The sequence below is a fragment of the Kitasatospora paranensis genome (assembly GCF_039544005.1).
In the GTDB taxonomy this organism is placed as follows: Bacteria; Actinomycetota; Actinomycetes; order Streptomycetales; family Streptomycetaceae; genus Kitasatospora; species Kitasatospora paranensis.
Genome location: NZ_BAABKV010000001.1, coordinates 948083 through 971352 on the forward strand (window position 1 = coordinate 948083; position 23270 = coordinate 971352).

General features: G+C 76.1%; 21 protein-coding genes and 4 pseudogenes. 13 read left to right on the forward strand and 12 right to left on the reverse strand.

The window, feature by feature from the left end; genetic code table 11:
- Window positions 1-293 precede the first annotated feature (293 nt).
- The 6 genes from ABEB13_RS04895 to ABEB13_RS04920 all read left to right on the forward strand — a co-directional run bounded on the left by ABEB13_RS04895 (window position 294) and on the right by ABEB13_RS04920 (window position 4738).
- Window positions 294-821, forward strand: coding sequence for a potassium channel family protein (locus ABEB13_RS04895; RefSeq protein ID WP_345704446.1), 528 nt, complete (start codon window positions 294-296; stop codon window positions 819-821).
- 221 nt (window positions 822-1042) lie between these two features.
- Complete coding sequence (locus ABEB13_RS04900; RefSeq protein WP_345704447.1) at window positions 1043-3040, forward strand: winged helix-turn-helix domain-containing protein; 1998 nt, start codon at window positions 1043-1045, stop codon at window positions 3038-3040.
- A complete protein-coding gene (locus ABEB13_RS04905) occupies window positions 2965-3687 on the forward strand; it encodes a helix-turn-helix transcriptional regulator (RefSeq protein ID WP_345704448.1) in 723 nt (240 codons plus the stop codon). The genes ABEB13_RS04900 and ABEB13_RS04905 overlap by 76 nt, the downstream gene beginning before the upstream one ends.
- A 113-nt stretch (window positions 3688-3800) precedes the next feature.
- Window positions 3801-4001 (forward strand): hypothetical protein, encoded by a 201-nt coding sequence (locus ABEB13_RS04910; protein ID WP_100893118.1) that lies wholly within the window; start codon window positions 3801-3803, stop codon window positions 3999-4001.
- Between the two features lie 135 nt (window positions 4002-4136).
- Window positions 4137-4469 (forward strand): HdeD family acid-resistance protein, encoded by a 333-nt coding sequence (locus ABEB13_RS04915; protein ID WP_345704449.1) that lies wholly within the window; start codon window positions 4137-4139, stop codon window positions 4467-4469.
- Window positions 4388-4738, forward strand: coding sequence for a DUF308 domain-containing protein (locus ABEB13_RS04920; RefSeq protein ID WP_345704450.1), 351 nt, complete (start codon window positions 4388-4390; stop codon window positions 4736-4738). Before ABEB13_RS04915 ends, ABEB13_RS04920 begins: the two co-directional genes overlap by 82 nt.
- A gap of 16 nt (window positions 4739-4754) precedes the next feature.
- On the opposite strand, the gene ABEB13_RS04925 is transcribed toward ABEB13_RS04920, so the two are convergent.
- The gene (locus ABEB13_RS04925; RefSeq protein WP_345704451.1) at window positions 4755-5309 is read right to left on the reverse strand and encodes a hypothetical protein; all 555 of its coding nucleotides are present in this window, start codon (window positions 5307-5309) and stop codon (window positions 4755-4757) included.
- A gap of 352 nt (window positions 5310-5661) precedes the next feature.
- Here ABEB13_RS04925 and ABEB13_RS04930 point away from each other — a divergent pair.
- The 4 genes and pseudogenes from ABEB13_RS04930 to ABEB13_RS04940 all read left to right on the forward strand — a co-directional run.
- Window positions 5662-6531, forward strand: a pseudogene (locus ABEB13_RS04930) (DegT/DnrJ/EryC1/StrS family aminotransferase); the annotation flags it as partial.
- A 29-nt stretch (window positions 6532-6560) separates the two neighbouring features.
- On the forward strand, window positions 6561-6761 hold the full coding sequence (locus ABEB13_RS40280; protein ID WP_425559862.1) for a DegT/DnrJ/EryC1/StrS family aminotransferase: 201 nt from the start codon (window positions 6561-6563) through the stop codon (window positions 6759-6761).
- A 30-nt stretch (window positions 6762-6791) separates the two neighbouring features.
- On the forward strand, window positions 6792-7727 hold the full coding sequence (locus ABEB13_RS04935; protein WP_345704453.1) for an NAD-dependent epimerase/dehydratase family protein: 936 nt from the start codon (window positions 6792-6794) through the stop codon (window positions 7725-7727).
- Window positions 7728-7735: 8 nt separating this feature from the next.
- A complete protein-coding gene (locus ABEB13_RS04940) occupies window positions 7736-8839 on the forward strand; it encodes an MGDG synthase family glycosyltransferase (RefSeq protein WP_345704454.1) in 1104 nt (367 codons plus the stop codon).
- 36 nt (window positions 8840-8875) lie between these two features.
- Here the strand turns inward: ABEB13_RS04940 and ABEB13_RS04945 are convergent, their stop codons facing one another.
- From ABEB13_RS04945 to ABEB13_RS04960, 4 genes are all read right to left on the reverse strand, one after another.
- The gene (locus ABEB13_RS04945; protein ID WP_345704455.1) at window positions 8876-9331 is read right to left on the reverse strand and encodes a DUF4265 domain-containing protein; all 456 of its coding nucleotides are present in this window, start codon (window positions 9329-9331) and stop codon (window positions 8876-8878) included.
- Window positions 9332-9466: 135 nt separating this feature from the next.
- Window positions 9467-10126, reverse strand: a complete 660-nt coding sequence (locus ABEB13_RS04950) for a polysaccharide deacetylase family protein (protein WP_345704456.1) — start codon at window positions 10124-10126, stop codon at window positions 9467-9469.
- On the reverse strand, window positions 10126-10992 hold the full coding sequence (locus ABEB13_RS04955) for an SDR family NAD(P)-dependent oxidoreductase (protein WP_345704457.1): 867 nt from the start codon (window positions 10990-10992) through the stop codon (window positions 10126-10128). The genes ABEB13_RS04950 and ABEB13_RS04955 overlap by 1 nt, the downstream gene beginning before the upstream one ends.
- 77 nt (window positions 10993-11069) lie before the next feature.
- Window positions 11070-12095, reverse strand: coding sequence for a hypothetical protein (locus tag ABEB13_RS04960; RefSeq protein ID WP_345704458.1), 1026 nt, complete (start codon window positions 12093-12095; stop codon window positions 11070-11072).
- A 196-nt stretch (window positions 12096-12291) separates the two neighbouring features.
- Between ABEB13_RS04960 and ABEB13_RS04965 the strand changes: the two are divergent.
- A pseudogene (locus ABEB13_RS04965) lies at window positions 12292-14273 on the forward strand (discoidin domain-containing protein).
- Window positions 14274-14346: 73 nt separating this feature from the next.
- Here ABEB13_RS04965 and ABEB13_RS04970 read toward each other — a convergent pair.
- Together ABEB13_RS04970 and ABEB13_RS04975 are read right to left on the reverse strand one after the other, a co-directional pair.
- Window positions 14347-14604: a GlsB/YeaQ/YmgE family stress response membrane protein gene (locus tag ABEB13_RS04970; RefSeq protein ID WP_100891969.1), complete on the reverse strand. Its 258-nt coding sequence runs from the start codon at window positions 14602-14604 to the stop codon at window positions 14347-14349.
- Between the two features lie 662 nt (window positions 14605-15266).
- A pseudogene (locus ABEB13_RS04975) lies at window positions 15267-15700 on the reverse strand (cupin domain-containing protein).
- Between the two features lie 51 nt (window positions 15701-15751).
- On the opposite strand from ABEB13_RS04975, the pseudogene ABEB13_RS04980 reads away from it, so the two are divergent.
- A pseudogene (locus ABEB13_RS04980) lies at window positions 15752-16773 on the forward strand (GlxA family transcriptional regulator).
- Window position 16774: 1 nt separating this feature from the next.
- Here ABEB13_RS04980 and ABEB13_RS04985 read toward each other — a convergent pair.
- From ABEB13_RS04985 to ABEB13_RS04995, 3 genes are all read right to left on the reverse strand, one after another.
- Complete coding sequence (locus tag ABEB13_RS04985) at window positions 16775-17374, reverse strand: universal stress protein (RefSeq protein WP_345704459.1); 600 nt, start codon at window positions 17372-17374, stop codon at window positions 16775-16777.
- A gap of 3 nt (window positions 17375-17377) precedes the next feature.
- On the reverse strand, window positions 17378-18634 hold the full coding sequence (locus ABEB13_RS04990; RefSeq protein ID WP_345709539.1) for an SLC13 family permease: 1257 nt from the start codon (window positions 18632-18634) through the stop codon (window positions 17378-17380).
- Between the two features lie 135 nt (window positions 18635-18769).
- Window positions 18770-19009, reverse strand: coding sequence for a chaplin (locus ABEB13_RS04995; RefSeq protein ID WP_345709540.1), 240 nt, complete (start codon window positions 19007-19009; stop codon window positions 18770-18772).
- Between the two features lie 230 nt (window positions 19010-19239).
- Between ABEB13_RS04995 and ABEB13_RS05000 the strand changes: the two genes are divergently transcribed.
- The gene (locus ABEB13_RS05000) at window positions 19240-20052 is read left to right on the forward strand and encodes a DUF1206 domain-containing protein (protein ID WP_345704460.1); all 813 of its coding nucleotides are present in this window, start codon (window positions 19240-19242) and stop codon (window positions 20050-20052) included.
- Between the two features lie 146 nt (window positions 20053-20198).
- Here ABEB13_RS05000 and ABEB13_RS05005 read toward each other — a convergent pair whose 3' ends face one another.
- Complete coding sequence (locus ABEB13_RS05005) at window positions 20199-20372, reverse strand: CsbD family protein (RefSeq protein WP_345704461.1); 174 nt, start codon at window positions 20370-20372, stop codon at window positions 20199-20201.
- Between the two features lie 410 nt (window positions 20373-20782).
- Window positions 20783-23239, reverse strand: a complete 2457-nt coding sequence (locus tag ABEB13_RS05010; protein WP_345704462.1) for a SpoIIE family protein phosphatase — start codon at window positions 23237-23239, stop codon at window positions 20783-20785.
- Window positions 23240-23270 lie beyond the last annotated feature (31 nt).

Sequence of the window (23270 nt, forward strand, 5' to 3'; positions counted from 1 at the left end):
GTCGGGGTGGTCGCACCGCCACGATAGGCCGGGCCGCGCGGGGGCGGGATCACCTGCGCGGGGTGAGCCGCGGTGCGGGGCGCCGGGGCAAGGTGGACCGGCGGGTGGGCCAGGGCCGACCCCTGCCGGGCAAGCGGTCCGGGCGGGGCTCCGTCGGACCGGGCCCGTCCGTCAGGGATCGTCGAGCCGCGGAGGCGCAGGTGGCGGACGGAACGGGTTCCGGGGGCAGCACGGCCGCGCGGTCCGGGCCGTCCGGGAGGTCCCGGCGGTCCCGGCGCCGCGAGAGCCTGCTGATGAGCGTACGGGGGCTGCTCGGCGCGATCGGGCTCGGTGTCGTCTACTACCTGGTGCCGATGGACCAGCCCTTCAGCGACGAGACCGTGGTCGGGCTGGTGCTCGGCCTGCTCGGGATCACGCTGCTGGTGGCCTGGCAGGTCCGCCAGATCCTGCGGTCCAGACGGCCCCGGCTGCGGGCCGCCGAGGCGCTGCTGACCACGATCCCGCTCTTCCTGTTCCTGTTCTCGACGGTGTACTACCTGCTGGAGCGGTCCTCGTCGGGCAGTTTCAGCGAGCAGATGACCCGGACGGACGCGCTGTACTTCACGGTGACCGTCTTCAGCACGGTGGGCTTCGGCGACATCACGGCCCGCAGCGAGGTGGCCCGGGTGCTGACCACCGGGCAGATGCTCGGCGACCTGCTGCTCATCGGTGTGGCCGCGAAGGTCCTGCTCGGGGCCGTGCAGGAGGGCATGCGCCGGCAGTCCGGCAGCGCCCCGGGCTCCGACCCGCCCGGCCCGCCGCCGCCACCGCCGCCGGGCTGACAGGGCCGCCCGGCACCGCCGCGGGACGGCCACTGCCCGCGGCGTTTGCCGCCCGCGCGGGAAGTCGGGACGATCGAGGGGACGGACGGCGCACACCCGTACGCCCTTTCAGGTCCGGCGGTGATCGCCATGCCAGCAGGACGGCCCCAGCGGCCTGCCTCCCCGCCCGCTCCCCCGCCCCCGGGACGGCTGCGCAGCCACCCCCTGGACCGCCGCCCCCGGTGCTGCCCGGCGGCGACCCGCTGCTCGCCGCCCGGGTGGCGGTGCCGGCCGTCCCGGCCGCGTTCGTCGACCGGCAGCGCCTGGCCGACCGGCTGTCCGAGGGCCTGCGGCACCCGCTGGTCCTGGTGAACGGGCCCGCGGGCGCGGGCAAGACCCTGCTGGTGGCGCGCTGGGCGGCCACCGCGAGGCTGCCGGGGCCGCTGGCCTGGCTGACGGCCGAGCAGGAGGACAACGCGCCGGGCGTGTTCTGGGCGTACCTGCTGGAGGCGCTGCGGCGGGGCGGCGCGGCGCTGCCGGAGGACCTCGGCGTCCCTGTCCGCCCGGACACCGTCGACCACTCGCTGCTCACCCGTCTGGCCGCACACCTCGGCGGCCGGACGGCGCCGGTCGTCGTGGTGCTCGACGAGTTCGAGCGGATCACCGCGCCCGCCGTCGCGCAGGAGCTGGACCGGCTGCTCCGGCACGCGGCCGGCGGCCTGCGGCTGGTGCTGATCAGCCGCACCGAGCCGCTGCTCCCGCTGCACCGCTACCGCGCCGCCGGCGCGATCGCCGAGATCCGGGCGGCCGCGCTGGCGTTCACCCCGGACGAGACCGCCGTCCTGCTGCGGCGGCACGGGCTGTGCGTGTCCGAGCAGGGGGTACGGGCGCTGACCGACCGGACGGAGGGCTGGGCCGCGGGGCTGCGGCTGTGCGCCCTCGCGGCCGAGCGGGCGGCCGATCCGGCCACCTACCTCAAGGAGTTCGAGGCGGGGGACAACACGATCGCCGACTACCTGCTGGCGGAGGTGCTGGAGGCGCAGCCCGCGGAGACCCAGGACCTGCTGCTGAGTGCCGGCATCCTGGAGCGGATCCACCCCGGCCTGGCGGACGCGCTCACCGGCCGGCGGGACGCCGCCGGGATCCTGGAGCACCTGCACCGGGCCAACGCCTTCGTCACTCCGCTCGGCCACGGCTGGTACCGCCTCCATCCGCTGTTCGCGGAGATCCTCCGGGTCAACCTCCGGGCCCGGCGGCCCGGGGCCGAGGAGGAACTGCACCGGCGGGCCGCCCGCTGGCTGCACGCCCACGGGCGGGTCGCGGACGCCCTGCCGCACGCCACGGCGGCCGGCGACTGGGGCCCGGCCGCGTCCTGGTTCGTCGACGACCTCGCCGTCGGCCAGCTCTTCCACGGGCTGGCCGCAGACCGCTGGGCGGCCGTCCTCGCCGATCTGCCGCCCGGCGCGTCGGGGCCGGCCGTGGAGCTCGTCCGGGCCGCGCGGCACATCCGGGCCGGGGACGCCGTCCGGGCGCTGCGGCACCTGGACCGCGCCGACCGGCCGGCCGCCGGCGCGGCGGCCGACCGGGGCGACCTCCGGGCACGTCGGCTGACATCGGCGTTCCTTCGCGTGCTGGCGGCCGGCCCGGCAGGTCTCCCGGAGATGGCCGAGGAGGCGTCCCGCACCGCCGAGGGGCTGGAGCGGGAACTGCCCGCGGACCGGCTCGCCCAGTGTCCGGAACTGCCCGCGCTGCGGCTGAACGCGCTGGGCTCCGCCCGGCTGTGGGCGGGCCGGACGGCGGCGGCCGAGGACGCGCTGGCCGCGGCCGTCCGGGCCGCCGAGGGCCGGGCGCTGGCGGCCGTCCGGCACGAGGCGCTGGGCCGGCTGGCGCTCATCGCCCTGGTCGGCGGCGCGCCCGGACCGGCCGAGGCGCTGGCCGGACAGGCCGCGGCCGCCGCCGAGCACGGCGGACTGCCGCCCACCGCCACAGCGATGGGCCGGCTCGTGCTGGCCGGGACGGCGCTGGACCGCGACGACCTGGCCGCCGCCCGCGACGGCCTGGCCCGGGCCGCCGCGGCGACCGGGGCCCGCAGCGACCGGCTGACGGTCGTCGCGCTGGGCGTGCTGCGCAGCCGACTGGTGCTGGCCCGCGGCGGCGATCCGGGGTGGCGGTCCGGGTCCTCGCCGATGCGCAGGCCGCCGTGCGGACGGCCGGGCCCTCCCCGTGGGCCGAGGAGCTGATCGCCGAGGCACGCGGTGCGGCGCACCTGGCCGCCGGCGATCCCCGGGCAGCCATGGCGGCACTGCATGCGCTGCCGCCAGGCGGCGGCAGCCGCCTCCGCGCGGTCGCCCTGGCCCGGGCCGAGCTCGCCTGCGGCGACGCCGGGTCGGCGCTCGCCCGCCTGGACGCGCTGCCGCCCGCTGCGCCGGAGGCCGCGGCGCTCGCCGTCCGGGCCCTGCTCGTCCGCGCGGAGGCGGCCGCCGCCCTGGGCGACCCGGCCGCGGCACGGCGGGCGGTCGACGCCGCCCTGCGGGTCGCGGCGCCCGACCGGCTGCGGTTGCCGTTCCGCGAGTGCGGGCCCCGGCTGCGCGGGCTGGTGCCGGAGCGTCCGGGCGCGCCCGCCGGGTCACCCCGGACGGCCCGGCCCGGCGCGCTGCCCCCGGCGGAGGCCGCGGACGCGCCGCCGCTGGTGGTGGAGGCGCTCAGCGCGCGCGAGCGGGACGTCCTGCGACGGGTGGCGCAGCTGATGTCCACGGACGAGGTGGCGGCCGATCTCCACCTCTCGGTGAACACCGTCAAGACGCACCTGAAGAACATCAACCGCAAGCTCGGCGCGCGCCGCCGGGGCGAGGCGGTGCGGCGGGCCCGGGACCTGCACCTGCTGTGAGCGCGGCCGGGACAGCCGGGCCGGTCTCACCTGGCCGGGGTGATCCCCGCGGCGGCACCGGGGGCAGCATCGTCGGTGAGAGGCAGGCCCCCGTCCCCGTCGAGGTGCGTGTCATGCGATACGAGATCCGGGTCTCCGGGGTGATGTCGGAGGCGACCCGACGCGAGGGCTTCCCCGAGCTGGAGGGGTTCGTGGTGTCCTCGCAGACGGTGCTGTTCGGGGATGTCGTGGACGACGCACACCTCTACGGCCTGCTGGCCCGCTTCCAGTCCCTGGGGCTCCGGGTCACCGAATTCCGCCAACTGCCCGAGTGAGCACCGCCGCGGGCACCTCACCCGCTCACCCGCTCACCCGCAGCAGGTGAACCGCCGGGGCCGGCCCCGGTGCGACACTCCAGGCAGCCGGTCCGGGCCCGGGGCCCCGCCGCCGTCACCCGAGGGAGCGACCTCATGACCACGCCGACCTCGTCACCCCTGTCCACCGAGCCCGAGGACGTGCTGGCCGCCGTCGGCCGGTCCTGGCGCTGGCCGCTCGCCTTCGGCATCCTCACCGTGCTGGCCGGCATCGTCATGCTGAGCTGGCCGGAGGAGACCGTCCGGGTGGTCGCGATCATCATCGGCCTGCAGCTGCTGGTCGCCGGCGTCGTCCGCTTCGTGACGGCGTTCACCCACGACCGGACGACCGCCGGGGAAGCCGCGCCGTGTACATCCTGCTGTCGCTGCTCTCCGTGCTGGCCGGTGTGCTGTGCCTGCGCCACCAGTTGCAGACCGTCGGGGTGCTGACTCTGATCGTCGGCGCGTACTGGTTGCTGGCGGGCGTGCTGACGCTGTTCGTGGCGATCGGCGAACGCGGCATGCCGGCCCGGGGGCTGGCGATCTTCCTCGGCGTGCTGGGGGTCGTCGCCGGAATCCTGGTGCTCTGCTACCCCGTCCAGTCCGCCATCGCGATGGCCCGGCTGCTCGGCCTCTGGCTGTTGCTGCTGGGTCTGTTCGAGATCGGTGGCGCGTTCGTGCTCCGCTCGGCGCTGCGCCGACGGACGACGGCGGTCTGACCTGAGGGGCGCCCGGTCAGGCGCCGCCGGGACGGTCGCGCAGGCGCTCGCGCAGCCCGGCCGCGAGGGCGGCCACGGTCAGTTCGTCGAGCAGACCGCCACCCGTCCGCACCAGCCGCCGCCGGCGGACGGGTGCCAGCCGCAGCCGCAGGTGCATCCGGGTGGTGCCGCCGGTGGCGGGCCGCAGCACGAGCGCCCAGCTGAGGCCGGTGGCGCCGCGGACCGAGGTGTGGACGAGCGCGGTCGGCGGCCGGAGCAGCGCGACGGTCAGCCGGGCGTCGCGCCCGCCCCAGTCCGGGACGGTGTCGCCGACGGCCGGGTGCTGCAGCGTGGGTTCCACGTGCCGCAGGGCGCGCCGGGACGGTGGGAGGAACCGCTCGGCGGCCTTCGGCAGGTACCAGCCCGCCCGGCCGCGGCCGAGCTGGACGATCCAGGGCCACACCCGGTCGGGCGGTGCGGGAAGGTCGAAGGCGCGGTCCATCACGACATCCGGCCTCGGCACCAGGTCGTCGCCGGGCAGGAGGCGCTCGCGCTCGGCGGCGGTCGGTGCGACGGCGGCGAGAAAGGCCACGGGGCGCCCGCCTTCCGGTCGGTCGGTCCGGCCGGCCTGCGCCGACCGTGCCGACCAGCCAACCAGCCGGGGGCGGCGGCGGGCCCCAACGGTGGCGGTGTGTCGGGCCCCCGGGCCGTCGTCACGGCCGGGATCACCCGGGCGGCGTAGCCTCCCGGGTGATCGCCGTGGTGCCCGCGGCGCCCGACCGCCGCCGCTCCGGAGCCCCGTGCGAGGCGGTCACCCCGCTCCGGCCGCGGGCCGCGGGGCGGGTCTGACTTGCCAGCCCTGCACGGTATGTCAGATTTGCTAGGAAATATCCCGCACATTTCGCTGCTGGAGGTGCCACGTGGGGGTTCCCGCGGCTCGGATCGTGTTCGACGAGAGCGACCGGAGGGCCGTCGCGGACGCCGTGACGGAGATGCTCTCCACCGGCGCCCTGACGCTCGGCCCGTGGACGGAACGCTTCGAGGAGGCGTTCGCGACCGAGCACGGCGCCACGCACGCCGTCGCCGTCGCGAGCGGCACGGCGGCCCTGGAGATCGTGCTGCGGGCGATCGACGTCCGCGGCCGGGACGTCGTCGTGCCCGCCGTGACCTTCTACGCCACCGCCGCGGCAGTGGTGCACGCCGGCGGCCGGCCCGTGCTGGCCGACATCGACCCGGACACCCTGGCCCTGAGCCCGGGGACCGTCGAGGCCGTGCTGACGCCGGCCACGGCGGCGGTCGTCCTCGTCCACATCGGCGGACTGATCACCCCGCACGTCGACGCCCTGCGCGCGCTCTGCGACCGCCGCGGCATCCCGCTGGTGGAGGACGCGGCGCACGCACACGGCAGCAGCTACGACGGGCGCGCGGCCGGCACGTTCGGCCTGGCCGGGGCCTTCTCCTTCTACCCGACCAAGGTCACCACCAGCGGCGAGGGCGGCATGATCCTCACCGAGTCGGCGGAGATCCGCGACGAGGCCCGGATCCACCGCGACCAGGGCAAGGGCGCGTTCACCGCCAACCACCACATCCGGCACGGCGCGTCCTGGCGGATGAGCGAGCCGAACGCCGCCGTCGGCACCGTCCACCTGCGCCGGCTCAAGGAGTTCCTGGAGACCCGGCGCCGGGTCGCGCGGCGCTACGACGCCGGGCTGGCCGGGCTCGACGGCCTGCGCACACCCGTCGAACCGGCCGGCTGCCGCAGCAACTACTACAAGTACGTCGCGCTGCTGCCGCCCGGGGTCGACCGCGCCGCGTTCAAGCGCGCCGTCGCCGAGGGCACGGCGTGCGCCTGTCCGGCGAGGTCTACGACCTGCCGCTGCACCACCAGCCGGTCTTCGCCGAGTACCGGGACGCGCGGCTGCCGGTGTCCGAGGACGTCTGCGCCCGCCAGATCTGCCTGCCGGTGCACTCCGACATGACCGAGGACGAGACCGACCAGGTGATCGAGGCCGTGTCGGCCGTCCACCGCCGCCTGGCCGGCTGAACCGGCCCGCCGAAGCCAAGGAGCGAGAACGTGCGAGTAGCCGTCACCGGGGGCTGCGGATTCATCGGTTCACACGTCGTGGACCGGCTGCTGACCGCCGGGCACGAGGTCCTGGCCGTCGACACCACCGACCGCCACCTCAACCCGGGCGCCGAGCACGCCCGCCTCGACATCCTCGACCTGCCCGGGATGACCGCCGCCCTCGGCGAGTGCGAGGTGGTGTTCCACCTCGCCGCCATGGCCGACGTCGACCAGGTCGCGGCCGACCCGGTGCAGGCGGTGCGGGTCAACATCCAGGGCACCGAGACCGTCCTGGAGGCGGCCAGGCGCAGCGGCCTCAGCCGCACCGTGCTGGCCAGCACCGTCTGGGTCTACGGCGCCGCCCTCGCCGAGCCCGGCCTCGACGGCGAGGAGCAGGAGCTCGACGAGCGCGCCCCCATCGAACTCGACCACAGCGGCCACCTGTACGTCGCCAGCAAGCTCGCCGCCGAGATGCTCGTGCACAGCTACCGCGAGCTCTACGGCCAGCACTTCACCATCCTGCGCTACGGCATCCCGTACGGGCCGCGGATGCGCGACGAGCTGGTGATCGCCCGCTTCGTGCAGGCCGCCCTGGAGGACCGCCCGATCACCATCGCCGGCGACGGGCGCCAGACCCGCAACTTCGTCTACGTCGAGGACCTGGCCGACGCCCACGTGCGGGCGCTCTCCCCCGTCGCCCAGGACCAGACCTTCGCGCTGGAGGGGTCCACCGCGATCTCGGTCCGCGACATCGCCGACACCGTGGACCGGCTGCTCGGGCCGCTGAGCGTGGAACACGTCCCGGCCCGGACGGCCGACTACGCCGGGCGCCGGATCTCCGCCGCCCAGGCGAAGCGGCTGCTCGGCTGGGCTCCGCGGACGAGCTTCGACGACGGTGTCGCCCGCTACGCCGACTGGTACCGCGCCTCGGCCGGCACCCGCTGACCGCCCCGGTGCCGCACGCGCTGCTGGTCTCCGGCTCGCTCGGCCAGGGCCATGACGTGATGGCCCTGGCCTGTGCCGACTCACTGCGGGCGGCGGGCTGGACGACCACCACCGTCGATGCGATGGCCCTGCTCGGCGACCGCGCGGGAGCGGCCGGCGAGGCCGTCTTCCGGCGGCTGCTCGACCTGCCCGGGGTCTACGACGCCTTCCACTTCTCCGCGCTGCGGCCGGGGGCGCGGCTGGCCCTGCTCGCCGACGCGGCCGCGCAGGCCCGGCTCGTCCCGCAGCTGGCCCGGCTGCTCGACCGCGACCGCCCCGATCTGGTGGTCTCGGTCTTCGCCACCGCCACCTCGGCCGTGAACCGGCTGCGCGAGGCCCACCCGGGGCTGCGGCACCTGGTGCTCTGCACCGACGTCACCCCGCACCGGCTCTGGGTCCAGGACGGCACCGACCTGTTCCTGGTCACCTCGGAGGTCGCGGCGTGCGCGGTGCGGCGCTACCGGCCGCGGGCGCCGATCGCCGTGGTGCCGGCGCCGCTGCGGGCGGGCTTCTACCGGCCGCCCGACCGGGCGGCGGCCCGGGCCTCGCTCGGCGTGCCCGCCGACGCCCCGTGCGTGCTGCTGATGTCCGGCTCCTGGGGGCTGGGCCCGCTCGCGCGGACGGCCGTCGAACTGGCCGAAGCCGGGCCGCACGTGCTGGCCGTCGCCGGCCGGAACACCGTCCTGGAGAACCGGCTGCGGACGGCCGGGCGCCACCGGCCCCGGCTCCACCCGTTCGGCCACACCGACCGGATCCCCGAGCTCATGGCCGCCGCCGACCTGGTGGTGACCAGCTCCGGGGACACCTGCAGCGAGGCCCGGGCGATCGGGCGGCGCCTGCTGCTGCTGGACGTCGTCCAGGGACACGGCCGCGACAACCTCCAGCACGAACTCGAGCTCGGCCACGCCGACGTGACCTCCGCCCGCCCCGCCGAGGTCGTCCGCAACGCCCTCGCCGCCCTCGAACGGCCGTCCCCCGCACCGTCCCCGGGCGCCTCCCCGGACGCCTGGCGCACCGGCTTCACGGCCGCCCTGCGCCGGGTCGGCCTGGAAGGCGTCCCGGCCGGGGCATGACGGCTGCCGCCGGGCGCACTGCCGTGCCCTCGCGGCTCAGGCCGGGGATTCGCCGTTGCCGAACGACCACGCGGCCCCGTCGACCCCCTCGGCCCAGGCGTCCATGACCCGCCCCACCGCGGCCGGGCCGCCGGCACGACCCACCGTCAGCACGATGAAGCGCAGGTCCCTGGGAGCCTCCACCAGGGCGTCCAGCTCCTCGGCGGCCTCGCCGAGCGGGGCATAGGACTCGGGGGTGAAGGCGCCGGGCCGGTAGGCCTGCACGCAGAGGTTCCCGCCATGCCGGACGACCTCGAAACCTCCGTCGTCGCCCACCCGGATCACGTCCCCCATGGCGCAGCCGAGAACCGGGCCGGGACTGCCCAGGAGCCGGACGTGGGTCGACGGCAACGGACGGGCGGGGAGGACCTCGAAGACCGGCTGCCCCGACGCGTCGTGCCCGGCCGGGAGCCCGACGTGGACGGTGACGGGCGCTTCGGGATCATGCGTCATGCGGGCGATCGTCCCCTACCGCCCCCATGGCTCCGCCGGGGCGGCGGCGCAGGCCGGGCAGGCACCGTCAGTGACCGATCCCGTGGTCGCGGAGGGGGCCCGGGGTGAGGCCGAGGCGGCGGCAGCGGTCGGCGATCAGGGGAGGGCGCCGACGGTGGCGCGCCAGGAGCCGGTGGCGGAGGTGCAGTCGGAGTCGTGCAGCAGGAGGGTCGCCCCGCCGGTGAGGCCGGGGCGGGCGGTGCGGTAGACCGAGGTGGCGGTGGCCGAGGCCGTCCAGTCCCGGCCCCAGGCCGTCCAGAGCACCGTGCGCAGGCCGAGGCGGTGCGCGGCGAGGGCGAGGCCGGTGGTCGGCACCCCGTAGGGCGGCCGGTACCAGGTGGGCCGGGCACCGCACAGGTCGGTCACGGCCTCGGCGGCCCGGCGCAGTTCCCGCAGGTCCCGGCCGGGCGTCGGGTACCACTGCGGGCGGTGGTACCAACCGTGCACGGCGGCCTCGTGGCCGCGCGCGACCAGCTCCCGGCCGAGCAGCGGGGAGCGCTCCAGCATCGAGCCGAGCAGGAAGAAGGTGGCCCGTACGCCCAGCGCGTCGAGCGCGTCCAGGACGTACGGGGTGCTGCGCGGGTCGGGTCCGTCGTCGAAGGTCAGGGCGAGGTGGCCGGGGTCGCCGTAACCCGCGGTGCGCCGGGCGGCCGTCCGCCGGACGCCCGCCACCCGGACGGCCGCGGGCGCCAGGTGCAGCAGTTCGGCGCCGGCCGCGGCCGCGCAGGCCCAGCCCGCCGCGCGCAGCACCACCATCAGCCGAACCGGGACGCCAGGCGCCGGAAGAGCCCCGGCACGGCGCCGTGGATCCGGGCCGGCATACCGAGCCATTGCGGCACGAACAGCCGGTCGCGGCCGGTGGTGAGGGTGGCGACGACCGTCTCGGCCACCTGCTCGGCGGAGACCGGCCGCGGGCGCTCCCGCTGGTACGGGCTGCCGCGGCGGGCGAAGAACGGCGTGTCGACCGGCCCGGGCAGGACGAGCCGGACACCCACGCCGCTGCCGCGCAGCTCGTACCAGAGGCTCTCCGCGAACATCGCCAGCCCGGCCTTGGTGGCGGCGTAGGCGGCCTCGTCGCGGACGCCGACCTGGCCGGCCATCGAGCCGATCAGGACGATCCGCCCGCGGCCGCGTTCCAGCATGCCGGGGAGCAGTCGGCGGACGAGGCGCAGCGGTGCGGCAAGGTTCACGTCGATCATCAGGTCGAGGAGGTCGGGCGGCATGTCGGCGAACGGCCCGCGCCAGCCGAGCCCGGCGCTGGCGACCACGGCGTCGACCCGGCCGGCCGCGGCCAGCGCGCGGTCGGCGAGCCGCTCCGGGCCGTCCGGGTCGGCGAGGTCCTGTGCCAGGACGTGGCCGCCGGTGCGGGCGGCCACGGCGCCGAGGCGGCCGTGGTCGGTGCCGGACAGCAGGAGGTGCCAGCCGGCCGCGCCCAGCCGGGCCGCGGTCGCCGCGCCGATGCCGGAGGAGGCGCCGGTGACCAGGACGACGGGCTGCCGGGCGCCGGGCCGGTGCGGCACGGCCGCGGCGGACGCGATCGGCACCGGCCCGGCGGGGGCGGACACGGTCGGGGCCGCCGCCCGATCGGCGGTGCCCCTCCACTGCGGCGCGTCGTCGCCCATCTCCACCTGCCCACGTGTGCGCTTGTGCCGGGGCGGTCTGCCCGCCACGTCACCATCACACGGTTGCGGCGGGCGGGCTACCGGGGCCCGGCCGTGCGGGAGGGCGGGACGGGCGGCCGGGCCTCGGCGGGGGCGGCCGGTTCGTCCGTCCGGGCCTCCACCTCGCCGAAGCGCGACAGCACCACGGTGCCGCCGACCGCGATCGCGAAGCCCGCCAGGGCCGGCCAGGCCCAGCCGGGGCGGGCGGCGTCGCCGAGGGCCAGCACACCGACGAGCGCGGGGCCGAACGTCTCGGCCACGGTGCCGGCCGCCGTCGCGGCGGTCACCGTGCCGCGCTGGAGTGCCAGCGCGTAGGCCAGGTAGCCGCCGAGCCCGCCGAGGCAGAGTGCGTACGTCGCCGGGTCGGTGAGCAGGTCGGCCGGGCCGGCCGGGTCGATCACCCGGACGGCGAGGCTGGTGACGCCGAAGCCCACCCCGGCGAGGAGCCCGAGGACGGCGGCCGCGCCGTTGCCGTCCCGGCGGGCCGTCAGCGCGGTGAGCAGCAGGGTCACCAGGGCGGTGCCGAGCAGCGCCGCGTGGAAGCCGGGCCCGGCGTGCCGGGTGCCCTCGTGGCCGGCCGCCGCGGCGAGCAGGACGAGGCCCGCGACGACGGCCGCGACCGCGGCGACGTCGGTGCGCCGCAGCCGGGCGCCGAGCAGCCGGACGGCGGCGAGCGCGGTCACCGCCAGGCTGGCGTTGGTCACGGCCTGCACGAGGAACAGCGGCAGGGTGCGCAGCGCGACGATGCTGAGCGCGAACCCGGCGATGTCCAGGAGTGTCCCGAGCAGGAAGGGCCAGGAACGGAGCAGGGCGGCCAGCAGTCCGACGCGTACCCGGTCGGCGCGCGGCGCCGCCCGGGCGCCGCGCGCCTGGAAGATGCACGCGAAGCCGAAGCAGACGGTCGCGACCAGTGCGGTGGTGAGTCCCAGCAGCATCGTTCCCCAGGGGTCGGGCGGTGCCTTGGCCACCAGTCTGTGCCCGGGCGGGGTGCGCTGCAGCACCGGAGTCGGCCGGGCGGGCGGGGCGTCCTCGACCGCCCGGTCCGGCACGCCTTCGGGCGGCACACCCCCTGCGCAGCACCCCGGCCGACCTGGTGACGCAAACTTTCGCCATGCGCGCCGAGTTTTTGCATTGTCTGAGCGATCTATTGCGCCCGCATGTCTGCCTCGTTACGATCCCCCGCATCGGGCTCCCTGCTGCCGCCTTTTCTCAACCAGTCCTCGCAGCAGAGGAGTTGACGACCAATCGGAGGAGATCCAGATGGGTGTCACGCGTCGCGCGTTTCTGCAGGCCGCAGCCGCGGCAGGGGTCGCCGGAGCGATGGGCCTCGGCGAGACCGCGGTCGCCGGCTCCGCGGCGGCGGCGAGCGCGCCCGGCGACGTGGTCGGCAAGGTGACGGTGGGCTACCAGGGCTGGTTCGCCTGCGCGGGTGACGGCGCGCCGATCAACGGCTGGTGGCACTGGGCGCAGAACTGGGGCCAGGCGCCGTCCCCGTCCAACACCGCCGTGGTGGCCTGGCCCGACGTCCGCGACTACCCGACGACCTACCGCACCGCCTACGGCGCCCTCGGCAACGGGCAGCCGGCCTCGCTGTTCTCCTCCTACGACCAGTCCACCGTCGACGTGCACTTCCGCTGGATGAAGCAGTACGGCATCGACGCGGCCGCCCTGCAGCGGTTCAACCCGACCGGCGGCGAGGGACCGACCCGCGACGCGATGGCGGGCCGGGTGCGCAGCGCGGCCGAGTCCCAGGGCGTCAAGTTCTACGTGATGTACGACGTCTCCGATTGGACGACCATGCAGGCGGACATCAAGACCGACTGGACGAACAAGATGCGGGCGCACACCGCGTCCTCCGCCTACGCGCGGCAGAACGGCAAGCCCGTGGTCTGCATCTGGGGATTCGGCTTCAACGACAACCAGCGGCCGTTCGCGCCGGACGCCTGCCTCGACGTGGTGAACTGGTTCAAGGCCCAGGGCTGTTACGTGATAGGCGGGGTTCCGACCTGGTGGCGGACGGGCGACCGGGACTCCCGGCCCGGGTTCGGCGACGTCTACCACGCCTTCGACATGCTCTCGCCGTGGATGGTCGGCCGGATCGGCAACGTCGCGGACGCCGACAACTTCTACAACGTCGCTACCGTGCCCGACCTCGCCGAGTGCGCCGCGCACGGCATCGACTACCAGCCGTGCGTGCTGCCCGGCGGCGTGTCCGGCCGGCAGCGCGCCCACGGCGACTTCATGTGGCGGCAGTTCTACAACATGGGCCGGGCCGGGGTGCCGAGCGTCTACATCTCGATGTTCGACGAGTACAACGAGGGCAACCAGATCGCCAAGACCGCCGAGTCCCAGGCCTGGGTGCCGGCGGGATCCGGCTTCCTGGCACTCGACGAGGACGGCACCGCCTGCTCGTCCGACTACTACCTGCGGCTGACCGGCGACGGCGGCCGGATGCTGAAAGGGCAGCTCGCCCTCACGGCCGTCCGTCCCACCCAGCCGGTCGTCGGCGGCGGTGGCGACACGGTGCCGCCGACCGCCCCCGGCAGCCTTCACGTCACCGCGCAGACCGACACCACCGTGGCGCTGGCCTGGACGGCGTCCACCGACAACGTCGGGGTGACCGGCTACCGGATCCGGCAGATCATCGGAGGCACCGCCACCCCGGTCGGCACCGCCGCCGGAACCGCCACCGTCTTCACCGTGTCCGGGCTCACCGCCTCGACGTCCTACACTTTCGATGTGCAGGCGCTCGACGCGGCGGGGGCGTCTCGCAGCCGTCCAACCAGGCCGCCGCCACCACGGCGGCCGAAGGCTCGCCCACCGTCAACCTCGCCCTGCACCGCCCGGCCTCCGAGAGCAGCCACACCCAGGTCTACGGGTCGGGCAACGCCGTGGACGGCGATCCGAACACCTACTGGGAGAGCGCCAACAACGCCTTCCCGCAGTGGCTCCAGGTCGACCTGGGCGCGGCCACCGGCGTCCGCCGGATCGTCCTCGCGCTGCCGCCGGCCACCGCCTGGGCCACCCGGACGCAGACCGTCGCCGTCCAGGGCAGCACCGACGGCGCCGCCTTCGCCCAGTTGCTCGGGGCCTCGGGCTGCACGTTCGACCCGGCCACCGGGAACACCGCCACCCTCACCCTGCCCGCCACCGCGACCACCCGGTACGTCCGGCTCGTCTTCACCGCCAACACCGGCTGGCCGGCCGGGCAGGTCTCCGAGTTCCGGGTGTACGCCGCCTGATCGTCGCCTGGAAAACGGGCGTCCGCCTCCCGGCCGGGCCGGGAGGCGGACGCCCGTCGTGGAGACGGCGCCGTCAGGCGCGCCGGCTCCACAAGGGGGTGACGAAGGCGATCAGCACGGCGGCGACGCCGATCTGGAAGAGGTGGCGGATCCAGTCGATCCCCGAGGTGTCCCGGACCCCGAACGCCGAGGCCAGGCCGTTGCCGACCAGACCGCCGATGATGCCCAGGACGATGGTCAGCCAGAGCGGAATGGGCTGCCGACCGGGCAGTACGAGCTTCGCGAGCAGACCGATGACGAGACCGGCGATGATGGCCCACACCAACGACATGGCATCTCCTCCCACAGGACGCCCGGACCGTCCGGGACCTGACGACTCGTATGCCCTCCGGCGGGCCCGTCACACCTGGCCGTTCGGCGGGCCCGGCAGCGGGTGGCGGGGGACATACCGGCCCGTGGCCGTCGGCGCCCGGGACAACAGGTCCGAACAGCCGCCCCGGGCCACCGGGACACGCCGGCGACCACGGGGTTGCGGTGGGGACAGTGCGTCGAAACGGACAGCCGCGAAGCAGGGGACACATCGTCCGATAAATGGATCGATCAGGACATCATGGCGAGCCGCTGACCCTGGCCGGAGGGGCCCGACCGGCCCACCGGGCCACCGCACCCGGACCGGTCGGCCCGTCGCCGTTCCCGCCCCGGGGCTGGGGCGCCAGGACACCGCGTCCCTCCATCGTGCGCCTTCCGGACGGACGGGCCGGCGGTCAGCGCCGACGACGGGGCGGGTCACCGAGGCGGCCGGTCAGGCCCACCGCCGCCACCGCCAGCCCCAGACCTGCGCCGAACAGGATCACCGTCGTTGCGAACACGCCCGCTATCGCCATGGTCCGACCTCCAGGGGGACGGGACCGGGCACCCACCCGGTCCGACCCGGCCCGTCTGCCCCGTGGGCCCGCGCCCACTCCGGGCGACCGCCGTCAGGGGCGACCGCCGTCAGGGGCGTCCCTCGGACGGACCAGCGTCGGCGAGGGTGTCCGCGTCGAGGGCGTGGCCGGTCGTCGCGTCCACATGGGCGGGGATCTCGTCGTGCCGGTCACCGACCGTCGCCGTACCCGTGGGCTCGAACATGAGGATGGCGGCCCCGGACGGTGCCGACGGCCGGTGCTCCGTGCCCCGGGGGACGGTGAAGACCGCCCCTTCGGCAGCACGACGGTGCGCTCGCCCGCCGGCTCGCGCAGCGCGATGTGCAGTTCGCCCTCCAGGACGAGGAAGAACTCGTCGGTGTCGTCGTGGGCGTGCCAGAGGTGGTCGCCGTGCACCTTGGCCACCCGGACGTCGTAGTCGTTCACGCGGGTGACGATGCGGGGGCTCCACAGGGCGTCGAAGGAGTCCAGGGCCCGGGCGAGGGAGAGGGGTTCGTTGCTCACAGCCCCATCCTCGCTGTGCCGAATCATCGACGGGAGTGCTAGAAACAGCACATGGCGCAAGAATCCTCGCAGGCCGCGCGGCCCGCTCCGGCCCTCCCCCACCGCCGGGCGGCCCGGCCGCCGCACCGCGTCGTGGTGATCGTGGACGAGAACTCCAACCCTTCGAACTGGGGTGCGCCACCGAGATCTTCGGCCTGCGCAGGCCCGAGATCGGCGCCGACCTCTACGACTTCCGGCTCTGCTCGCCCGAGCCCCGCACCCTGATGCGGGACGGGTTCTTCACCCTCACCGGCGTCGCGGACCTGACGGCCGCCGACACCGCGGACACCCTGATCGTCCCCAACCGGCCCGACACCGAGGTGCCCCGCCGCCCGGCCGTGCTGGACGCCGTCCGGCGGGCGCATGCGCGCGGCGCCCGGCTGGTCGGCTTCTGCAGCGGGGCCTTCACGCTCGCGGAGGCGGGCGTGCTCGACGGCCGCCGGGCCACGGCGCACTGGCAGTGGGCCGACTCCTTCCGGGCCCGCTTCCCCGCCGTCCGGCTGGAGTCGGACGTGCTGTTCGTCGACGACGGCGACATCCTCACCGCGGCGGGCAGTGCCGCCGCGCTCGACCTGGGGCTGCACGTCGTCCGCCGCGACCACGGTGCGGAGGTCGCCAACGCGGTCAGCCGCCGGCTGGTGTTCGCCGCCCACCGGGACGGCGGGCAGCGGCAGTTCGTGGAGCGGCCGCTGCCCGCCGTGCCCGACGAGTCCCTCGGACCGGTGCTGGCCTGGGCCCAGGAGCGGCTGGACACCCCGCTCACGGTGCCCGACCTGGCGGGGCGCGCGGCGGTCAGCCCGGCCACCCTGCACCGCCGCTTCCGGGCGGAGCTCGGCACGACCCCGCTGGCCTGGCTCACCGGCGAACGCCTGGCGCTGGCCTGCCGGCTGATCGAGCGCGGGGAGTCCCGCTTCGACGTGGTGGCCCGGCGCAGCGGGCTCGGCAGCACCGCCAACCTCCGCGCACTGATGCGCCGTGAGACGGGGCTCGGCCCGCTGGAGTACCGGCGCCGCTTCGGACCGTCGGGCGGCTGAGCTACCCCGGGCCCGGGTGCGGCGGGTGGGGCGGGTCCGCGTGCGGCGGATGCGGGTCGGCGTGCGGCGGGTGCGGGGGCTGCGGCCGACCCGGCTCCGGGGGCGGCGGCAGGGTTGCCGTGCCGGGGGCGGGCTCGGGCCAGACCAGCAGGACGGGGCAGGGTGCGTGGTCGACCGCGAAGCGGGTGGCCGGGGCGAGGCTGCGCGGTCCGAGGCCGCTGCGGTCGCCGTCGCGGGCGAGCACCAGCAGATCGGCACCGTCCGCGGCGGCCACCACCTCGCGTTCGATCCGGCCCGTCCGCTCGACCCGCGAGCAGGGCCGTCCCAGCCGGTCCGCCGCCGCGTCCAGCAACTGCCGGGCGGCCGCGTCGGCGAGCTCCTCCACCCGGGTGCCGGGGTCGCTCCCCCAGCCCTCGGCCGGACGGTGGCCGCGGGGGTGTCCCCGGCCGAGCAGCCCGGCGAACGCCCCGTGCGCGGCACCCGGCACGTCCGCACCGCTGACGTGCAGCAGGACGACCGGGGTGTCCGACGGGGTGTGCCGGCGGGCCGCGTCGACGCAGGCCCGCCAGGTGCCCTCGGTGATCCACACGACGACGGCCACGGCTCACCCTCCGACGATCTGCAGGGACCCCCACAGTGCCACCACGGACAGGACCAGGGAAGCAGGCACGGTGAGCAGCCCCAGCCGGGTGAACTCGCCCAGGCCCACCTCCGCCCGGTGCTCCCGGACGATGCGCCGCCACAGCAGGGTCGCCAGCGAGCCGGCGTAGGTCAGGTTCGGGCCGATGTTGACGCCGAGCAGCACGGCGAGCACCGCCCCCGCCCCGGACGGCGCGGTGAGCGGCAGCAGCACCAGCACCGCGGGCAGGTTGTTGATGACGTTGGCCAGGACGGCGGCCAGCACGGCGACGCCCAGCAGCGCCCCCAGGCCGCTGCCGCCCGGCACGAGGCGCCCGAGCGCGTCGGCCAGTCCGTTGTCCACCACCGCCCGCACCACGATGCCGAGCGCCAGGACGAAGGCGAGGAACGGCACGCTCGCCGAACGCAGCACGGCCACCGGGGTGGTGCGCCGCCGGGCCAGGGCACGGACGGCGAGGACGAGGGCGCCGGCGAACGCCGCCCACGCCGGGTCCAGCCCGACGGCCGAGGCCAGTACGAAGCCCGCCAGCGTGCAGCCGACCGTGACCAGCGCGAACAGCGGCATCCGCGGCGCGGCGGCATCCGGCGGGGCGTCCGCCCCGGCGTCGAGGTCGCCCGCGAAGAAGCGCCGGAAGACCGCGTACTCGACACCGATGGCCACCAGCCAGGGCAGCGCCATCAGGGCGGCGAACCGGGTGAAGCCCAGCCCGCTGGCCGCGAACGCCAGCAGGTTGGTCAGGTTGGAGACCGGCAGCAGCAGGGACGCCGTGTTCGACAGGTGGGTGCAGGCGTAGACGTGCGGTTTGGGGCGCGCTCCCAGCCGGGCCGCGGTCGCGAACACCACGGGGGTCAGCAGCACCACGGTCGCGTCCAGGCTCAGCACCGCGGTGATCACCGAGGCGAGCACGAACACCTGGACCAGCAGCCGGCGGGGGCGCCCGGCCGCGGAGCGCGCCATCCACGCGCCGCAGGCCTGGAAGAGCCCCTCGTCGTCGCACATCTGGGCCAGCACCAGCACCGCGGCCAGGAAGCCGATCACGGGCCCGAGCTGCGCAGCCTCCTCCCGGGCGTGCGCGAGCGAAATGGCGCCGGTGCCGATCGCCACACCCGCCGCCGGCACGGCCACGACCGCCTCCGGCCAGCCGAACGGCCGGACGACCGCACAGACCAGGACGAGCAGGAGCAGGCCGGCCGACAGGGCCTCGGCCAGGGACGTGTTCAGGATCTGCTCCTCCGGGTGCGACGACGGCTCACGGACCCGATCGAACCAGACGGCCGGGCCGCAGGGCTGCACCGGGCCGGGACATGCGGGAACCGCGGCCGGTTCCCTCCACCGGCCGCGGCACCCGACGACGGGTCAGCCCAGGTTGGCGCAGGCGTTGCCGAAGGCCGGGTTGAGCAGGCCGACCACGCCCACGGTGTTGCCGCACACGTTCACCGGGACGTGCACCGGCACCTGGATCAGGTTGCCGGACAGCACGCCGGGCGAACCGGCGGCGACACCCTCGGCGCCCGCGCTCGCGCTCGCGGAGCCGGCGGTGAGCAGGACGGCGCCGACGACGGCACCGGCGACGGCGAGCGGCTTGCGGACAGAGATCACGACGACTCCCACGGAAGGAAAGGACGGAAGGACTGCCGACCGGGCCCGGCCGACATCCTGCGTTCGCCCGCCGGCCGGGGCCGGGTTGCCCACAGGGCGCCGATCCACCCGATCGGACGATGCCGCGGCGGCCCGAGTGCGGTCCGGGCCGGTGGGAGTGCCTCCCCATCGACCGGGCAGACGGGCGGGGCAGGAATTCGAGGTTCCACCGAGGAAGGGTGGGTGCAATGGCGTCCTACGTCCACGATCTGGCCCCGGGCCGCACGGGCGGCCGGGTGCTGCGGGTGGCGGGCCGGGCGGGGTTCACGGCCCGCGGGGTGGTCTACGTGCTGGTCGGGGTCCTGGCCCTGCGCATCGCGTTCGGTGACGGCGGCGAGGAGGCCGACCGCCAGGGCGCACTGCACCGGATCGCCGCGCAGCCGTACGGTTCGGTGCTGCTCTGGGTGCTGGCGGCGGGCTTCGCCGGGATGACCCTCTGGCGGGCCGCTACGGCGGTCTTCGGCGAGGCGGGCCGGAAGAAGCCCGGCAACCGGTTGCTGTGCGCGTGCCGCGCCGTCTTCTACGGGTCGGTCTGCTGGGGGACGGCGGCCTACGCCGCGGGCGCCGGTGGCGGCTCCGGCGGTGACGCCGCCTCCCAGGACTGGACGGCCACGGCCATGAAGCTGCCGGCCGGGCGCCTGCTGGTGGGAGCGGCCGGGCTGGTGCTGCTGGGTGTGGGCGTCGGCGTCGCCGTACGCGCCGTGCAGCGCCGGTTCCTGCGGAAGCTGGACACCGGGGCCATGGGGAGGCGCACCCGCAGCACGGTCACCGCCGCCGGGCTGGCCGGCAACCTCGCCCGGGGGACGGTGTTCGCCGGAGCGGGCGTCTTCGTGGTGGTGGCGGCCGTACGCTTCGACCCCGGCCGGGCCAAGGGCATGGACGACACCCTGCGCTCCTTCGCCGGCAGCGCCGCCGGGCCCTGGCTGCTGGTGGCCGTGGCCGCCGGGCTGGTGCTGTTCGGTGCGTTCTCCTTCGCCTCGGCCCGCTGGCGCCGGCTCTAGGACCTGGCACCGGACCGTCACCCCGGAGCGTCGGCTGCGGGCACGCGCGGACGGCGGGCGTGCCACGACGGCGGCGGGCCGGATCATCGTGATCCGGCCCGCCGCCGTCGTGGCACGCCCCGGCCCCACGGCCCGGGCCAACGGGGTCAGCGCTTGAACGCGTCCTTGACGTGCTCGCCCGCCTGCTTGAGGTCGCCCTTGGCCTGGTCGGCGCGCCCCTCGGCCTCCAGCCGCTCGTTGCCCACCGCACGGCCGGTCGCCTCCTTGACCTTGCCCTTGGCCTTCTCCGCAGCATTGTCGATCTTGTTGCCCTTGCTCACGGCTTCCTCCTCGGTCGGTCCCTCACGTCCTCCGGGCCGCCCCCGCGGTCCGGCACGGTGGAGCGCCTGCCCGGCGGCCGGAGGTCCAATCCTCCGGCTTCGGGCGGATTCCGCACCGGGTGACCGACCGCGTCCGACGGGGTGGGGGACGGCTCCACGGGGCAGGCGCGCCAGCAGGGACGAGGCGCAGCCGAACTCGACCTCACCCCGGCCGCGGCGGGGATCCTGCTCGTTGTCGAGGACGCCTCGACGGCTCCACCGGTGCTGCGCGAACCGGGCCCGGCCGGGCGGGTTCGGGCTGCACCTGGTCGCCCGGCTGAGCGACGCCTGGGGGGTCGACACCGCCCCGGGCAGCAAGTCCGTCCGGGCGCGGCTGACGCCCCGGCCGTTCGCCCGACCCCACCGCCCGGTCAGCAGACCTGGATGCCGATCAGGCAGGTGTCGTCGTCGGTGTCGGCACTGCTGTAGGTGAGCAGGTGGTCGAGGCGCTTCTCCAACTCGGCACGCCCCGCGTCCCCCTGGGCGCGTTCGGCGGTCGCCAGCAGGGCGTCCAGGGACTCCTGCAGCGGGCGGTCCCTGCGCTCGATCAGGCCGTCCGTGTACATCATCAGGGTGTCGCCGGGTTCGAGGGTCAGCGAGCCCTCCTGGTAGGAGGCGTCGGCGATCGCGCCGAGCAGGATCCCGTCCACCCGGGGCACGGTGCCGGCCCGCCCGCCGCGCAGCAGGACGGGCGGCAGGTGGCCGGCCCGGGCCCAGCGCAGCAGCCGGGTGTCCGGGTCGTACAGCGCGCAGACGGCGGTGGCGGTGACGCTGTCCGTCAGATGGTGCGTCACGGTGTTGAGCCAGCCGAGGAGTTGGGCCGGGCCGGAGCCGGTGGCGGCGAGTCCGCGCAGCGCGTTGCGCAGGGCGACCATCCCCGTGGCCGCGTCGATGCCGTGCCCGGCGACGTCGCCCACGCAGAGCAGGATCCGGCCGCTCGGCAGCTTCACGGCGTCGTACCAGTCGCCGCCGACCATGTGGTCCTTCTCCGCCGGGCGGTAGCGCACGGCGACCCGCAGGCCGCCGAGGTCCAGCGGTCCGCGGCCGACCGGCATGATGGCGTGCTGGAGCTGGAGCGCGAGGCGGTTGCGGGCGGCCGTCTCCTGCTCGCTGTGGGCGAGCCGGTCCCGGGTGGCGGCGAGCGCGACCTCCGTCCAGTGCTGGGCGGAGACGTCCTGGTAGGCGCCGCGGACGGCGACGATCCGGCCGTGGACGTCCAGGACCGGTTCGGCGACCACCCGGATGTGCCGGGCGATGCCGTCGGGCCGCTGCAGCCGGAAGGCCGTCGACGAGGGCCGCTGGTGGTGCAGCACGGTGCGCAGGAACCGCCCGATGGCGTGCCCGTCGTCCCGGTGCGCGTGCAGGCCGAGCTGTTCCAGCGGGATGGGGGCGGCATCGGCGGGCAGCCCGTACAGATCGAAGACGGTCTCGTTCCAGGTGATCGCGCCGGACCGGAGGTTCTCGTCGAAGCCGCCGATCCGCCCCAGGCGCTGGGCGTGCTGGAGCAGGCTGGCGACGCGCTCGGCCTGGTCCTCCAGCCGCCACACCACGACCACGTGGTCGCCGTGCCGGCTGACGGAGACGTCGGCGTGCGCGGTGAGCGGGACGTCGTCCACCAGGGCAGTGAGACCCATCCCGGCGGCCCGGAAGGGCTCGCCGGTGGCGTGCACGTGCTCGACGGCCTGGAACAGGCCGCCGGGTTCGGCGGCGAGCGGGTACGCCTCCAGCAGCCGGGTGCAGGCGACGGCGGCCGGCGGGCGCCCCGCGAAGTCGACGAACCGGGTGTTGACGTGGCTGATCAGGAAGTCGGTGAGGCCCTGCGGGCCGAACACCAGGCGCAGCAGCAGGCAGGGGTCGTTCAGCCCGTCGACCAGGTCGAGGAGTTCGGTGAGCCGCTGGTCGGTCGCGGCGGCGAGCGGACCGCCGGGTGCGGCGGGCTGGGTCTCCAGGGCATGCGCGCAGAGTTCGGCGAGCGCTTCGAACTGCCGTTGGACGGCGGGCGGCTGGGGCTCCAGCGGGCCCGGCCAGCAGATCTCCAGGGCGCCGGTGACCCGGCCGCCGGTGCCGGCCGGGACGGCGACCCGGACGCCGGTGAGCTGGCCCTGGCCGACCGAGGGCAGGGCCGCCTGGGCCAGGGTGTCGAACCAGACGGTGCGGCGCTCGGTGAGAGCGCTGCGGGCGGCGGTCGGCACGCCGGGCGGCACGTGGTGCCAGCGGGCGGCCTCCGCGGCGGCGATGCCGGCGCTGCCGGCCAGCGAGAGCGAGCCGTCGGGGTGGGCCGCCCAGATCGCGACGGCCGCGGCGCCCAGCGGGGCGAGGGCGTGGTCGAGGACGGACCGGGCGACGGCCTGCACGTCGTCGGCGGCGAGGGCGCCGGTCTCGGCGCTGCGGAGCCGCAGGGCGGTGGAGGCGGGCTCGGTGCCGGCGCCCGCGGCGGCCACGAAGTCCCGGGCGCTGTCGGCGATCCGGTCGTGGGAGGCCTGGTTGATGACGTCGGCGGCGAGCTCCAGGGTGGACACCCCGGCGCGTTCGGCGAGGCTGTCGAGCTGGAGGGCGGCCTGCGCGGGGCCGCAGCCGAGGCGCTCGACCAGGATGCCCTTGGCGAGTTCGACCAGGGCCCGGCCGTCGGCCGCGGCGTGGGCCTCCCGGACCTCGCGGCGCAGCCGTTCGACGGTGGCGGCGAGCCGGCCGACGACCCCGGCCCCGGGGTGCTCCCCGGCCCCCGGGCCTGCCGGGTCGGCGTCGGCGGCCCCGGGGCCGGCCTGTCGCGGCAGGGCGGTCCCCGGGTCCGACTGCGCCCCGTCGCGGGGGTGTTGCGGGTGCTGCACCGGGCGCTCCTCGGGTGGCTGGGGGTCGTGG